This is a genomic window from Mesoterricola sp. MK458, assembly GCF_055384935.1.
Genome location: NZ_AP045075.1, coordinates 4,120,208 through 4,133,628, shown reverse-complemented (window position 1 = coordinate 4,133,628; position 13,421 = coordinate 4,120,208). Strand labels below are relative to the sequence as shown.

The 13,421-nt window shown below is 66.2% G+C and carries 13 protein-coding genes; 6 read left to right on the top strand and 7 right to left on the bottom strand.

What is annotated here, in order from left to right:
* Positions 1-10 precede the first annotated feature (10 nt).
* Positions 11-646 carry a Crp/Fnr family transcriptional regulator gene (locus tag ACZ5LB_RS18120; RefSeq protein ID WP_464603605.1) on the top strand — a complete coding sequence of 212 codons (636 nt, stop codon included), beginning with the start codon at positions 11-13 and terminating at the stop codon, positions 644-646.
* Positions 647-709: 63 nt separating this feature from the next.
* Positions 710-1,147: an RrF2 family transcriptional regulator gene (locus ACZ5LB_RS18115; RefSeq protein ID WP_464603604.1), complete on the top strand. Its 438-nt coding sequence runs from the start codon at positions 710-712 to the stop codon at positions 1,145-1,147.
* A gap of 53 nt (positions 1,148-1,200) precedes the next feature.
* Here the strand turns inward: ACZ5LB_RS18115 and ccsA are convergent, their stop codons facing one another.
* From ccsA to ACZ5LB_RS18080, 7 genes are all read right to left on the bottom strand, one after another.
* On the bottom strand, positions 1,201-3,435 hold the full coding sequence (gene ccsA / locus ACZ5LB_RS18110; RefSeq protein WP_464603603.1) for a cytochrome c biogenesis protein CcsA: 2,235 nt from the start codon (positions 3,433-3,435) through the stop codon (positions 1,201-1,203).
* A 61-nt stretch (positions 3,436-3,496) separates the two neighbouring features.
* Positions 3,497-3,862: a ComEA family DNA-binding protein gene (locus ACZ5LB_RS18105; RefSeq protein WP_464603602.1), complete on the bottom strand. Its 366-nt coding sequence runs from the start codon at positions 3,860-3,862 to the stop codon at positions 3,497-3,499.
* 147 nt (positions 3,863-4,009) lie between these two features.
* The gene (locus ACZ5LB_RS18100) at positions 4,010-6,616 is read right to left on the bottom strand and encodes an OmcA/MtrC family decaheme c-type cytochrome (RefSeq protein ID WP_464603601.1); all 2,607 of its coding nucleotides are present in this window, start codon (positions 6,614-6,616) and stop codon (positions 4,010-4,012) included.
* A gap of 153 nt (positions 6,617-6,769) precedes the next feature.
* Positions 6,770-7,417 (bottom strand): hypothetical protein, encoded by a 648-nt coding sequence (locus ACZ5LB_RS18095; RefSeq protein ID WP_464603600.1) that lies wholly within the window; start codon positions 7,415-7,417, stop codon positions 6,770-6,772.
* A 10-nt stretch (positions 7,418-7,427) separates the two neighbouring features.
* Positions 7,428-7,901: a cytochrome C gene (locus ACZ5LB_RS18090; protein WP_464603599.1), complete on the bottom strand. Its 474-nt coding sequence runs from the start codon at positions 7,899-7,901 to the stop codon at positions 7,428-7,430.
* Positions 7,901-9,283 (bottom strand): hypothetical protein, encoded by a 1,383-nt coding sequence (locus ACZ5LB_RS18085; protein ID WP_464603598.1) that lies wholly within the window; start codon positions 9,281-9,283, stop codon positions 7,901-7,903. Before ACZ5LB_RS18085 ends, ACZ5LB_RS18090 begins: the two co-directional genes overlap by 1 nt.
* Positions 9,284-9,859: 576 nt before the next feature.
* Positions 9,860-10,318, bottom strand: a complete 459-nt coding sequence (locus ACZ5LB_RS18080) for a 23S rRNA (pseudouridine(1915)-N(3))-methyltransferase RlmH (RefSeq protein ID WP_464603597.1) — start codon at positions 10,316-10,318, stop codon at positions 9,860-9,862.
* 64 nt (positions 10,319-10,382) lie between these two features.
* Here ACZ5LB_RS18080 and ACZ5LB_RS18075 point away from each other — a divergent pair, with 64 nt between their 5' ends.
* From ACZ5LB_RS18075 to ACZ5LB_RS18060, 4 genes are all read left to right on the top strand, one after another.
* Positions 10,383-11,126 carry a hypothetical protein gene (locus ACZ5LB_RS18075; protein ID WP_464603596.1) on the top strand — a complete coding sequence of 248 codons (744 nt, stop codon included), beginning with the start codon at positions 10,383-10,385 and terminating at the stop codon, positions 11,124-11,126.
* A gap of 224 nt (positions 11,127-11,350) precedes the next feature.
* Positions 11,351-12,637 carry a Glu/Leu/Phe/Val family dehydrogenase gene (locus ACZ5LB_RS18070; RefSeq protein ID WP_464603595.1) on the top strand — a complete coding sequence of 429 codons (1,287 nt, stop codon included), beginning with the start codon at positions 11,351-11,353 and terminating at the stop codon, positions 12,635-12,637.
* 120 nt (positions 12,638-12,757) lie between these two features.
* A complete protein-coding gene (locus tag ACZ5LB_RS18065; protein WP_464603594.1) occupies positions 12,758-12,979 on the top strand; it encodes an AbrB/MazE/SpoVT family DNA-binding domain-containing protein in 222 nt (73 codons plus the stop codon).
* Positions 12,976-13,356 carry a type II toxin-antitoxin system death-on-curing family toxin gene (locus ACZ5LB_RS18060; RefSeq protein ID WP_464603593.1) on the top strand — a complete coding sequence of 127 codons (381 nt, stop codon included), beginning with the start codon at positions 12,976-12,978 and terminating at the stop codon, positions 13,354-13,356. The genes ACZ5LB_RS18065 and ACZ5LB_RS18060 overlap by 4 nt, the downstream gene beginning before the upstream one ends.
* The last annotated feature ends 65 nt before the right edge of the window (positions 13,357-13,421 follow it).

Here is a 13,421-nt window from a genome sequence, read left to right as displayed (position 1 = left end):
TCCTGGTTCCATGATTCCCCCCTGGTACACGGCCCCCCTCTTCCGCTCCCTGCAACCCGCCCAGCGCGAGCGGGTTGGACGCCTCGTGACCACCCGGATCCTGGATCCCGAGACCATGCTCTTCCTGGAGAACGAGCCGTGCACGGGCTTCTACGTCCTGGTGGAGGGCGCCATCCAGCTCACCCGCAGCAGCGACACCCCCGGCGCGCACCCCACCCTGGCGGTGGTCACGCCCGTGAACAGCTTCGGCGAGGCCGCGATGTTCGGGGGCGAGCTCTTCCCCGCCACCGCCACGGCCGTCAAGCCCTCCCGGGTGTACCACGTCCCCAAGGGCCCGTTCCTGGCGGCCATGCGCGAGGACCCGGACCTGGCCCTGGCCATCATCCACGCCCAGAGCGTGTGGCTGCGCAAGCTCACGCGCAAGGTGGAGCAGCTCACGGGCTCGGACAGTTCGGACCGCCTGCGCACCTGGATCCGGGAAAATGTTCCCGCCGGGGGGTCATTGGTGCTCCCGGTCACAAAAAAGACCTTGGCCGCTCAATTGGGGATGACCCCCGAAACCCTCTCCAGGAGCCTCAGAGCGTTGCAGGACCAGGGCGTTCTCCAGGTGGACGGAACGACCCTCACCCGGAAATGGAATGTGTAACGTTTATTAATTCATTTGTTTTTTAAGAAGACAAGCCTATCCTTTATTGAATAAGGATACGCCATGCTCTTCTCCACGGCTAGCGGATATGCACTCAGGGCTCTGGCAGCGATGCCGGAGGATGGAACGTACAGTCTTGCGAAGGACCTGGCCTCGCTGCTGGACCTGCCCGGTCCCTACCTGGCCAAGATCCTCCAGTCCCTGGCCCAGGAAGGCATCCTGCACTCCGTGCGGGGCCCGCGGGGAGGCTTCCGCCTGGCCCGGCCCGCCCACCACATCACGGTCGGGGAGGTGGTGGCCGCCCTGGAGGGCATCGAGACCATGTCGGGCTGCGTGATGGGGTTCGCCCGCTGCGACAACGAGGACAACCCCTGCCCCCTCCACAAGGCCTGGAACGAGGTCAAGGCCCACATGGACGCGTCCATGACCCACGTGACCATCCGGGACCTGCAGATCCTCGACATGCAGCAGCGCCGGGAAGTGGCGGGCAGCCGCCACTGACGCCTCCGGGAAACGAAAAGCCCCCTCCGGCGACGGAGGGGGCTTTTTCCGTTTCAGTGCGCGGCGGCGCGGTTCCGGCGGTGGGCCAGGGTGGCCCAGACGAGGAACGCCGTCTCGACCAGGGCGGCCAGGACCATCCACTTGACCACGGGGGAGTCTCCCATGCCGTAGGAGTGCATGCCGGTGGACAGGACGAAGTTCACCCCCAGGTAGGTCATGAGGATGGTCTGGAAGGCCACGATGCTCACGGCGGCCACGCCGAACGTGCCGATCTGGCGGTCCAGCTTGGCGTGGAGGATCGCCATGTAGGCCAGGAAGGCCACCAGGGACCAGACCTCCTTGGGATCCCACCCCCAGTAGCGCCCCCAGGAGGAGGCCGCCCACACCGATCCGGTGATGATGCCGGTGATGAGCAGGATGTTGCCGATGAACATGTAGTTGTACAGGAGGTCGTAGAGGCGGCCGGGCAGCTCAACGTTGCGGGGCGCGAAGATGGCCGTGCCGATCTGCATGTGGGCCACCACCAGGCCCAGGGCCAGCACCGCGTAGCCCACCATGATGATGGGCACGTGGATGGCCAGCCAGGGGGTTCCCGCTAGCACCGGCGCGATGGGATGGATGAAGCGGTCGATGGGCAGCAGGTCCGTGAGGGCCATGGTCAGGGCCGCCATGAAGGCCGCGTTGAGCACCACGACCCGGTTGCGGATGAAGGCGTAGGCGATGACGGCGAAGAGCCCCACCCCCCAGGCCAGGAACAGCAGGGATTCGTACATGTTGGCCGCCGGGATGCGGCCGCCCACGGCCCAGCGCAGCTGGATGCCCCAGGTCATGAAGCCGAAGCCCCCCAGGAGCAGCACGAACGCCGCACGGTCCAGGAGCCGGCTCCCCCGGATCCAGCCCGCGAGGCAGACCCCCAGGGAGCCCAGCAGGATGATCCAGGACCAGCGCACCGGGTTCAGGCGGTTGTAGAAGACTTCCCGGTCCATGGCCGCCTCGGAGGGCCACCCCTCCAGGCGCGGACCGGCCATGAGGGCGGCGTAGGCCTCCTCGGGATTGCCCTGCACGCCATGCCATTTGGCCTTTTCGTCCCCGGCGACGGGAATGGGCAGGATGCCATCGTTGAGGATCAGGCCCTGCATGGCCAGGAGCCGGCGCTCCAGGGCCTCGGCCTCGGCCAGGACCCCCGTGCGGGGCCGGTCCTGCATCTCCGCCAGGTGGACTTCCCTGCGCAGCTGCAGGAAGGACGGGTTGCGGATCAGGTCCATGAAGGCGGCGTGGCCGGTGCCCGGGGGCAGTCCGATGGCCTGGGCCAGCTCCGGGGAACCCACCTTCACATGCGGGGCGATGGCGGCCTCCCGGGGCTGGGCGATCCAGCCCGCGACGAGGGTGGCGGGGTCCTGGCCCTGCCAGCGGTGGGAGCCGGTGACGGTCCACACCTGCTCCCGGGCCAGGGTGTCCAGGGGCATGGTCCGCCCGTCGTGCTGCACCGGCATGCGGCGCAGGCGCTCCACGGTGGGGTTGGAGGCGGACAGGGCCGCGGAGGAGAGCACCAGGAGGGCCAGGAGGGCGTTGGCGCCCGCGGCACGGGCCTGGCCGAAGCGGGTGAAGAGCACCACGATCATGCCCGCGATGAGGGCGGCGTAGCCCGCGAAGACGATGACCTCTCCTGGATCCCGGGAAACGGAGAGGACGGTGGCCTCCCGGCCCTCACGCTGCTGGTAGCTGGACTGGTACAGGGCGTAGCCCCGGTACCGCAGTTCGTGGTTCATCCAGATGCGGGCCGGGAACGAGCGGCCCGTGTCCCGGTCGGTGATGCGCACGTGGCTGGCGAATCCCGCCGGGCGCATGGTGCCCGGGTAGACATCCACGACGAAGTCGTCCAGGGTGACGTTGAAGGGCAGCTCATGGTGGCCGCCGGGCTGGCCCTGGGGCGCGGCCAGCTCCACGACGGCCCCGGTCTGGCCCTCCCACAGGGAGAGCCGGCCTTCCACCTTCCCGAAGTAGGTGATGCAGGCCCCCGCGAAGATGAGGAGCACGGATGCGTGGGTGAGGACGAAACCCACCCGCTTTTTCGACCAGGGGAAGAGGTCGGCCAGGGACATGGCCAGGTTGAGGGCCAGCAGGCCCTGCAGGCCCAGGAACCACCAGGCGTAGTACACGAGCCTGCCCGCGGCCTCGGCCCCGGCGCGGGTTTCCACGATGGTGCCGGCCGAAAGTCCCACCAGGACCAGGCACAGCAGGATGACGGCGAGCCTCAAGGAGGCCAGGAATGCGAACAGTTTCTTCATGGAACCTCTCGTAGGCCTGCGGGGAGGCGGTGAAACAGCGAGGGACGTCTCTCCCGTCGGTTCAGTGGAGATTGGGCCTCTGCTTGGCGGTCACGCGGTCCTTCAGGGTCGCGTACTGGGCCGCGTCCATGATGCCCCTGGTGACGAGGTTCGCCTTGCTGAGGATGGGGCGGGCCTTGATGATCTTGTCGGCCTGCTCGGCGCTGAGGCCGGGCAGGGTCATGAGCTTTTCCTTCGTGGCCCGGTTGAGGTCCACCAGGAGTTCGCCCATGCGGGCGGCAGTGCTGAGCTTGGCGTGGGGCGCGGGCGTCGCGGCCTTGGCCTTGCCGGCCTTGGGAGCCGGCTGGGCCTTCCTGGGCGTTTCCTGGGCCGAGGCGGCGGTGACGAGAAGAAAGGCGGAAAGGGCGGCGGATCGCAGGTGGGACATGGGAACCTCGAGGCTAACATTGTCCGGCTCCGGCCTCCGGGGTGTCAAACCCGCCCAAGGCCCGTCCGGGGTGGTCATTGAAAAGGCCCGGGCGTTTTTGCGCCCGGGCCTCGGCCGTGCCGGAGGGGATCCCCCCCGGCGTCTACGTTACTTGTGGACCTTGACGGGATCCAGTTCGGAACCGGCGCCATGGCAGACGGCGCAGGACTCGCCGGCTACGTTCAGGGCGGTGCGGGCCACGCCGATCTGGCCGCCGTTCAGGGTCATGTGGGCCTTGGCGGGCGTGCTCTGGTGGCAGCTCACGCAGGCGGCGGTGAACGGGGTGGTCAGGGTGTCGAAGGCGTTCACGGTGCCGAGGGAAGCCTTGGCGGCCGCGGTGGTGGTGAGGGACGCGGGAGCGACGTTGTTGGCCATCTCGCGGGTCGCCAGCAGGTTGCCGGTGGGAACGTTGTAGCCGTTGTAGGTGTGGCAGCCCTGGCAGGTCTTGAGGTTGCCGGGGTAGCCAATGTTGCCGCCGTCGATGACGTTCACGGCGCCGCCGGAGAGGCGGTCACGCACGATCTTGAAGGAGACGGCGCGTTCCTTGCCCATGTGGATGCCGTGGATCATGTCCTTGAGGTTGTTGGAAACCTGGGGCATCTTCAGGCCGACCTGGGCGCCGACGACAACGGGGTTGCCCGCGACGAAGTCGAGCCCGGTCCAGGCCTTGAGGCTGGCCTTCTCGGAGGCGGAGAACTTGTTGGCGGTGTAGTAGTCGCTCAGGGCTTGGTCGTCCATGCCGCGGCCGGAGGTGACCAGGCCGGGGTTGTGGCAGACGGCGCAGGTCTGGACGTCGTAGACCCGGTTGCCGCCGTGGCCTTCGAACCACTCGTGGCAGTTGAAGCACTTGGAGGAATCCGCGGCGATGCGGCGGGCGGTGTCGCCGGTCACGGTCTTGGTGACGGCGATGGCGTGCCGGGCGGCGGCGGGGGCGACCTGCGTGAAGTAGCCCTGCAGGCTGACGGTGCGCATCTTGGCGCCGGCGGGGAAGGCCTTGGCGGCGACGATGTTGGCGGTGTAGTAGCCGTCGGCGTCACGGGCGGACAGGGTGCCGGTGGTAGCCGAATTGTTGGTGTTCAGGAGGCTGGCGATGGAGATCGTCGGCGGCTGGTAGTTGGTGGAGGCCTGGGTGAAGTCGGCCTTCAGGTTGTTGAAGTCGATGGGAGCCGCCTGGCCCGTGGCTTCGGGCATGGCCCAGCCCAGCAGGAAGGTGGGGCTTCCGGTGAAGCCGGTGAGGGGGTTGGCCAGGCCGGCGGCGGCGTCCAGGAAGGTGACCGGGGTGCCGTCCTGCTTGATGCGGAACTTGATGGTCATCGCGCCGCCCGAGGTGGCCTGGGTGACGGTGGCCACTTCATAGGTGAAGTTGGCCAGGCCCGCGGCGACGACGGGGTTGTGCTTGGTGACGTTCTGGGTCATGTGGTAGACCTTGATGTCGTCAGCCTTGTGGCACAGGGAGCAGGTGGAGTCGTCCGTGAGGGCGCCGCTGCCCACGTGGGTGGCCCAGTCCACGTTGTCGTGGCAGGAGCCGCAGGCGATGCGGGAGGGCTTGGAGGCGTAGTTCTCGGCCTGGGGCGCGTTGGAGTGGCACTTGATGCACATCTTCTGGCCGTTGTCCAACATGGAGTAGCCCATGGCGTTGGGCGTGACGCCGGCGTAGTTGTAGCCGGTCTTGGTCAGGGAGGAACCCTGGTGGATGCGGTGGATCATGCGGGGCATGTCGCCCTCGGAGGCACCGTCGATCATGTAGGTGCTGCCGGTGTATCCGCCGGTGGCCGTGGTGGCTTCGGCGCGGTCCCACTTACGCTGGTCGGTGTGGCAGACCACGCAGTACCCAGCCTCCTGGCGGGAGCCGCCATGGAAGGTGAAGTTGTACTGGTGGCATTCCTGGCACTTGGCGGTGGCGACCACTTCGCGGGCGGTGGCGGCCGGGGTGACGGGGGCGCCGGTGGCGGGAATGAAGTCGTAGATGATGTTCTGGGGCTGCTTGAGGTTGACCGCGGCGGCGACGGTGGCGCCGTCGGCGGTGTTGCTGCCGGTGCCGCGGGCGGCGCCGGAGAACTGGAACACGATGCGGTGGGTGAGGTTGCCGTCGTAGGTCAGGTCGCCCAGGTCCGCCTTGCGCTTGGTGCCGCTGTCGGTGGTGGCGTCAATGATGCCCTTGATGGCCGTGATGTCGCGGTAGAAGGTGTAGCGGTAGGTGCCGTCGCCGTTGTCGACCAGGGTGCCCTGGTTGTCGGTGGAGGGACGGGTGGGGGCGGGGGTGGCGGCCACGGTGGTGACGCAGTAGTTCACCCACTTGCTGGGAGCCTTGGTGGTGGCGTCCTCGGGCACGAGCTTGGCGATGGTGAAGGCCAGGTTCGGGTAGCTGGCGGCGAAGGCGGTGGCGCTCTTGGAGGTGTATCCGAGGCCGGCGATGCCGCTGCCGTTGGCGTCCTTCACGCTGAAGTTGACCACGGGCTTGCCGTTGGTGACCGTCGCGCCGGTGATGGCGATGGCGGGCTTCAGGTCGGCCCACTGGTCGGGGGTCAGGGACGAGGCGTTGACGACGACGGTGCCGTTGGTACCGTTGGTGCCGTTGGTGCCGTTCGTGCCGTTGGTGCCGTTCGTGCCGTTGATGCCGGCCTGACCGCTAGCACCGCGGCACCCGATGAGGGCCAGGGCGATGGCCGCTGTGGCGACCAGGGTGCCCAACCCCTTGAAAGGTTTCATTTCCATGCTACTTCCTCCTTTTATTAGCAATGGCGCTGGTTTCATTGACTTGCCGATGGTGTTGATGGTCTTCAAGCTTGCAGATTTTCAAGTCGGGCACCTCCCATGGGGGTCTGACGGAACGGTTCACGGGGCTTCTTCACGATGGACGACAGGGAATCAGAAGGACTTGGTGTGGCAAAGGGTGCCGTTGAAGCAGCCCGGCGTGGTCCCCGCGGGCGCGGGCGGCTTGGGGGTGATGTCCGAATTTGCGCCGAGGGCATGGCACTTGGCGCATTCGGCCGCATTGGCCTCGTCCGTCTTGTCATGGTTGGGCTTCAGGGCCGAGGTGCGGTCGATCCAGGGCTTGACCCCGTGGGGGGCCTTGGCGTGGCAGGACGTGCAGGAGGGCGTCACGCCCACCGGGTTGGTGTATTCGCTGCCGTGACAGACGGTGCAGGAGGCGAAGCCCGTGCCCTGGAAGTAGGCGCCGGTGCCGGGAGCCAACTGGGCGCCCGCGCGGCCGTGCTGCAGGGGATCCGCCCAGCCGGCCGGGTGGTGGGGGCCGTTGGGGTGGTGGCAGCCGAAGCAGCTCACGCCGGAGGTCCCGCCCGCCGCCGCCCGGTCCGTGGTGGAGCCGTGGCAGGGCTTGCAGCCGTCGGGGTTCTTGAGGTACTCGGACCAGTGGGAGGTCTGCCAGGAGGCCGGGTGCGCGCCCGTGGTGGGGTTCAGGGTTGCCGCCTTGTCGGCCGCGGTGCTGGAGCAGCCGATGATGGCCAGGGCCGCCACAGCCGCGAAGAAGGTCCCTACAATCAATCGATTTTTCATGATCAGGCCTCTACTTGGACTTGTGGCAAGCTGAGCACTTTTCGTTGTTGGCGCGGCCATGGCACTTGAAGCAGCCCGTGGGGTCGACCTTCCCGTCGATGCGGTGCAGGGACAGGTAGCCGGTCCGGTGGGGCGACAGGCGGTCGGGCCGGTTGCCCAGCTTGGTCGAAGGCAGCATGGCGGTCTTGCCGCCATGGCAGTCGGAGCAGAAGGACTGGGCGTGGCAGGACGCGCAGGTGGCGCCGTCCTGGGTGGCCTGGACCTTGTGGTCCTTGACGAAGGTCGTGGTGTGGTTGAGGGAGGCGAACGTCTTCTGGGTGCTCTTCACCCGCTCGGTGCCGTGGCACTCGGAGCAGTTGGGGCGCCCGGCGGAGAGCTCCTGGGGGTGGGTGGGGGCGAAGCTCGCTTCAGGCGAGACCAGCGCGCAGGCGGTGAGGAGCCCGAGGCCGAGGGCCGCCGCGACGAGGGCGAATTTCTTGAACATCACTTGCCTCCTTTACCGGCGAAGCCGAAGCGGAAGTCGGCCCGGAGGAGCCCCATCACCTGCTTCTTGTAGAGGGGCGTGTCCGCGAAGCTCATGTCGCCGGAGATCTTGAAGTTCTTGGTGGCCTGGTAGCCGACGGAACCCACGATCTCGGACTCGATGGCCTTGTGGTTGAGGTTCGGGTCGGAGCCGGCGCCGCCGTAGTGGAGGCGGATGGCGTCCAGGCTGGCGGAGAAGTTGCCCTTCTCGTACATCGCCCAGCCGCGGATCTCGCTGTGGGAGACGCTGTAGGCGGGGGTCAGGGAATCCACGAGCTTGACCTTGAAGGCGTTCACCTTGTGGTAGCCGCCGCCCAGGACCAGGTGCTGCGCCGCGAAGGTGAGGCGCCCGTCCAGGCCGGCCCGGGTGGTGTTGCCGTACGTCTCGCGCTTGGTGGTGCGCAGGTCGGCGACCAGGTTCAGGATCGCCAGGGGGCTCCAGGAGACGGAGATGCCGTTGGAGCTGAACTTGCCCTTCTCGTTCTGGTTGAAGAGGCTGGGCAGGGTGGTGCCGGCGTAGTAGGCGTAGAAGTTCCGCTGAAGGTAGGAGCCCGTGACGGAGAGGTTGTCCAGGATCCGGCCGGTGGCCTTGTAGTCGTGCTCGGCGATGTTGGAGCGGTCCTGGCCGGGCAGCGCGTCGGGGTGCTTGGCCACGTCGAAGACCGTGCGGCCGCTGAAGTCCAGGAAGGCCGCCGGGGTCAGGGTGAGGTCGGCGCCCACCTGCCGGCGGGTGTAGTCGATGGGGCTGGGGACCGGGAGGTCCTTGGCGGCGGTGGTGCCGTCCTGCAGGTAGGAGACGCCGATCTCGCCGACCTTGGCCATGCGCCAGCCCAGGCGGGTGCCGACGATGAAGTCGCGCTGGAAGGAGGGCTCCATCTGGGGCAGGCCGCTGAGGTTCTTGTAAAGGACCGGCTGGCCGCCGAAGACGGAGACCGTGAAGCCGTGCACCAGGTCCGTGCGCATGGACACGCCGTCCACCATCTCGTTGCCGATGCCCTGGTTCACGACGATCCGGCCCGCCTTGATCTCGGCGTTGGCGCGGTCGAAGCTGTACTGCAGGTAGCCGTAGGTCAGGTCGCCGGCGTTCTTGCCGCCGTAGGCCGACTGGTCCTTCAGGTCCGTGCGGCCCCAGCCGTAGAGGTGCAGGGACAGGGCGTCAACCCCGAGGCGGGTGGCGTCGATGCCCAGGAATTCCGTGACGGGCATGAGGGTGGTCTTGTCGAAACCGGGGGTGTCCTGCTTCCAGGTCTGGGCCAGGGTGGTGCTGTAGACGTTGATGTCCTGGGCGAAAGCCGTGGCGGAGACCAGGGTGGCGAGCAGGGCCAGGCGGGTGTGGTGTCTCATGACTGGCCTCCCCCCGCAATTCGCCGCAGCGGTGCGGTCGCTTCGACCATGGATCGCGTGCGCATTGAGGACCTCCTCCACTGAAGATGGAACGACGTGTTTCGAAAGCATCTGATTGGTATTCGGAAAACCAGATGGCTGGGTCCGAAGATCTGTTTTGAGAAATGCTACGGAGTCCCCAAAGGGGCCGCAAGGAAAGAAAAACCCGACAGAATCGCTTTGTTATTTGAATTTCCGGCCGTTTCCCCACGCCATTATTGGAGTTCAATTCTCCCCGGGCCCCGCATTGAAAACAGATTCCATGGTCTTTATTGGTAAATAACCGTGATCACACAGGGGGGATTTCCTTTGAAAGCCAAATCGGGAAAAGTTCCCTAGCTCACAAAATTCTTTTTTACGATTGTTTGGCTTGCATTTTCGAAGGCGTGTCAAATGCAGTGCCAGTCGGCCTGTGCGTCGCTTCACCTGTTTATTTATTAAAGGGGACCGGAATCCAAATTCTCATGAATACTACATGAACCAACAGGCATACGCCCGCCCGGTGACCCCGGTCACGTTCGGAGGGGGCCCGCCACCCTACTTGTGGTAGCTGGTGCCCTTCAGGATGGAGAAGGCCCGGTAGAGCTGCTCCAGGAACAGCACCCGGCTCAGGTCATGGGGAAAGGTCATGGGGCTCAGGCTCAGGTGCTCCCGGACCTCGGCCTTGAGGGCCGGGTCGAAGCCGTGGCTGGACCCGATGGCGAAGGCCAGACTCTCGCCCCGGTCCATGCGGACGCCCAGCCACCGGGCGAAGGCTTCCGAGGTGCGCGGGGGGCCCTCCGCGCTCAGCAGGACCGGACAGCGGACGGTGAGGAGCTGGGAGCGGAGGCGCTCCGCCTCGTCCCTCAGCTGGCGGGCGCAATCGCCCCTGCCCTCGGCCAGTTCCTCCACCTCCAGGCGGGCGTAACCTTTGAGCAGGGTGCGGTAGTGCTGCTCCAGCTCCCGGAGGGGCCCGCCCTTGGGCCGCCCAATTGTTATTAGCCGAATCGGATACAAAGGAATCCCGCTGGAAAAGAGGATCGATACCTCCCATAATCTACCAGTTCCATTTGGAGGTTTCATGTTCCTGAAAAACGTCTGGATCCCCGCAATCGCAGGCATGGCGCTCCTCGTGGGATGCGAGTCCAAGCCCGCCGACACCATTCCCAAGACCGCCCCCATGGCCGCGAAGGAGCCCCACGAGCTGCTGGCGCACTTCAAGTACATCGCCGTGCGCAAGGACTTCGCGGACATCCCCGTGATCGCCCCCCAGGACCTCGCCGGCCTCTACGGCAACGCCTGGTGGTTCCATAACCATGCTGGCCAGATGGACCTGACCCTCACCGACGAGGAGATCAAGGGGCTGGGCGTGGAGGAGGCCAAGAACCTGGGCTACCTCGCCGCCGGCGTCAGCATGGCCGGGATGCAGCAGGCCATGGACAAGCTCTCCGCCAAGCAGATCCCCGCCCTGCCCGACGCCATGCGGGGCGTCGACCTGCTCAAGGTGGACAAGATGCCCGGTGAGAAGGACAACCCCAAGGCCTTCGCCACCATGAACGGCCCCCTGCTCCGCCCCATGTACAACGCGGGCATCTACCGCCTTCTCAAGGGCGTGCCCGCCGAGCTCTGGAACGAAGTGGCCCTCATGAAGGCCACCCCCAACCCCAAGAACAGCCTCGAGACCGCGCTGATCCTGGGCTTCCAGGGCAAGCCCATCATCGAGATGACCGCCCGCCAGAAGGCTGACAAGACCTACGGCATCATCTACATCCACTACCTCGTGCAGCCCAGGGCCCTGGCCAAGGCCGTCCCCCCCGCGAAGTAGCCGTCCGGTTACCGAGGGCCCGTTTGTCACAGGACCATGACGGTCCTGGCCAAACGGGCCCTTCGTGTGTACGCGCTTCCAGTGCCGAAAGTCACGTACTGCCTCCGACCCTCTTCCAGCCCCTGACAAGGGAGCTATAGTCACTGCGTTAGGCCGTCGCGCCTAGGAACCATGGGCCTGCAGGGCAGGCACGGAAACCAACACACCCTCCAAGGAGTCGCCTTATGGCCGAGAAAGCCTTCAACCCGTTCGAAATGGCCCAGAAGCAGTTCGATGCCGTGGCCGAGAAGCTGGGCCTGGACCAGGGTAGCCGCGACTTCCTGCGCACCCCCGCCCGGGAGTTCCACTTCAACATCCCCGTGCGCATGGACGACGGGTCCGTCAAGGTGTTCAAGGGCTTCCGCGTGCAGCACAGCGATGCCCGCGGCCCCGCGAAGGGCGGCATCCGCTTCCACCCCCACGAGACCGTCGACACCGTGCGCGCCCTGGCCACCTGGATGACCTGGAAGACCGCCGTGGTTGACATCCCCCTGGGCGGCGGCAAGGGCGGCGTGATCTGCGACCCCCGCGAGCTCTCCGACCGTGAGCAGGAACAGATCTGCCGCGGCTGGGTCCGCCAGGTCTCCCGCAACGTCGGCCCCCTGCAGGACGTCCCCGCTCCTGACGTCATGACGCACGGCCAGCACATGCTGTGGATGATGGACGAGTACGAAATGCTCAACGGCGGCCGGTTCCCCGGCATGATCACCGGCAAGCCCGTGGGCATGGGCGGCTCCCTGGGCCGCACCGAAGCCACCGGCTACGGCGTGATCTACACCGTGCGCGAAGCCATGAAGGAGCTGGGCCTGGACATCAAGGGCGCCACCGCCTCCATCCAGGGCGCCGGCAACGTGGCCCAGTACAGCCTCGACCTCTTCACCAAGTACGGCGGCAAGGTCATCGCCATCTCCTGCTGGGACAACACGGACAAGGTCCCCTACACCTACCGCTGCAAGGACGGCATCGCCTTCGACAAGCTGATGGCCTCCATCGACAAGTTCGGCACCATCGACCCCGCCAAGGCCAAGGCCAACGGCTGGGAGCAGCTGCCCGGCGATGCCTGGATCGAGCAGGACGTCACCGTCCTCATCCCCGCCGCCCAGGAGAACATGATCAACGCCGAGAACGTGGCCCGGATCCGCCCCTCCGTCAAGGTCATCGCCGAAGGCGCCAACGGCCCCACCACCCCCGAAGCCGACGCCGTCATCCAGCAGAAGGGCATCTTCCTGATCCCCGACTTCCTCTGCAACGCCGGCGGCGTGACCTGCTCCTACTTCGAGCAGGTGCAGTGCAACATGAACTACTTCTGGGAGAAGGAAGAGGTCCTCACCAAGCTCGACCAGAAGATGACCAACGGCTTCAAGGCCGTCAGCGCCCTGGCCCGCGAGAAGAAGGTCTACATGCGCGACGCCGCCTACATGATCAGCATCAAGCGCGTGGCCGAAGCCAGCCACCTGCGCGGCTGGGTGTAGTCCACAACCGCTCCGCAAGGAACAGACGGCCCGCTTCGGCGGGCCGTTTTCAATTCAAGCCTTCCCCAAGGCCCTTGCTTGTTATGCCAAAGTACTTACATTGTTCCTCAGGGGTTCGTGATGCTTACCAAGGCGCTTGTCAAAGTGGGTAACAGCTATGCGGTCGTCCTCGACCGGACGCTCATGGACCTGGTGGGCATCTCGCCGGATGTGCCCGTGAACCTCCAGGTGAATGGGAGGACCCTCACCGTTTCCTCCAGCGCAGCTCCCGTTGCCGTGGACCAGGCCATCGACAGGGTGTTCACCACGCACCAGGAAGCGCTTCGCCGGCTTTCCAAGTGAATCCCGTCTTCCTGACCACGGACATCGTCCTCCGGATCCATGCGCGGAGCCTCGCCGAATTCGGCGGGCCGGCGGGAATCCACGATCCCGGGGCGGTGGAGTCGGCCGTCATGGCCGTCCAGAACCACTTCAACTACACCGGTGGGGATATCTTCGATCTGGCCGGGGTTCTGCTCTGGCACCTGGTGCGCGACCACCCCTTCGCCGACGGCAACAAGAGGGCCGCCCTTGCCTCCGCCCTTGTCTTCCTGGCCATGAACGGCGTCGACCTCGCCCAGGACGATGACCTTTTCGAACACCTGACGCTTTCCGCCGCCCGGGGCGAGATGGGAAAGGACCAGGTCGCGGAGACGCTGCGCAAGGCGAAGTCCGCGTGAACATCCCCGGGACAGGTAAGATTGAAGCCAAGCCACGCGCTATCCTGGCCCTGATGGGGATGTGA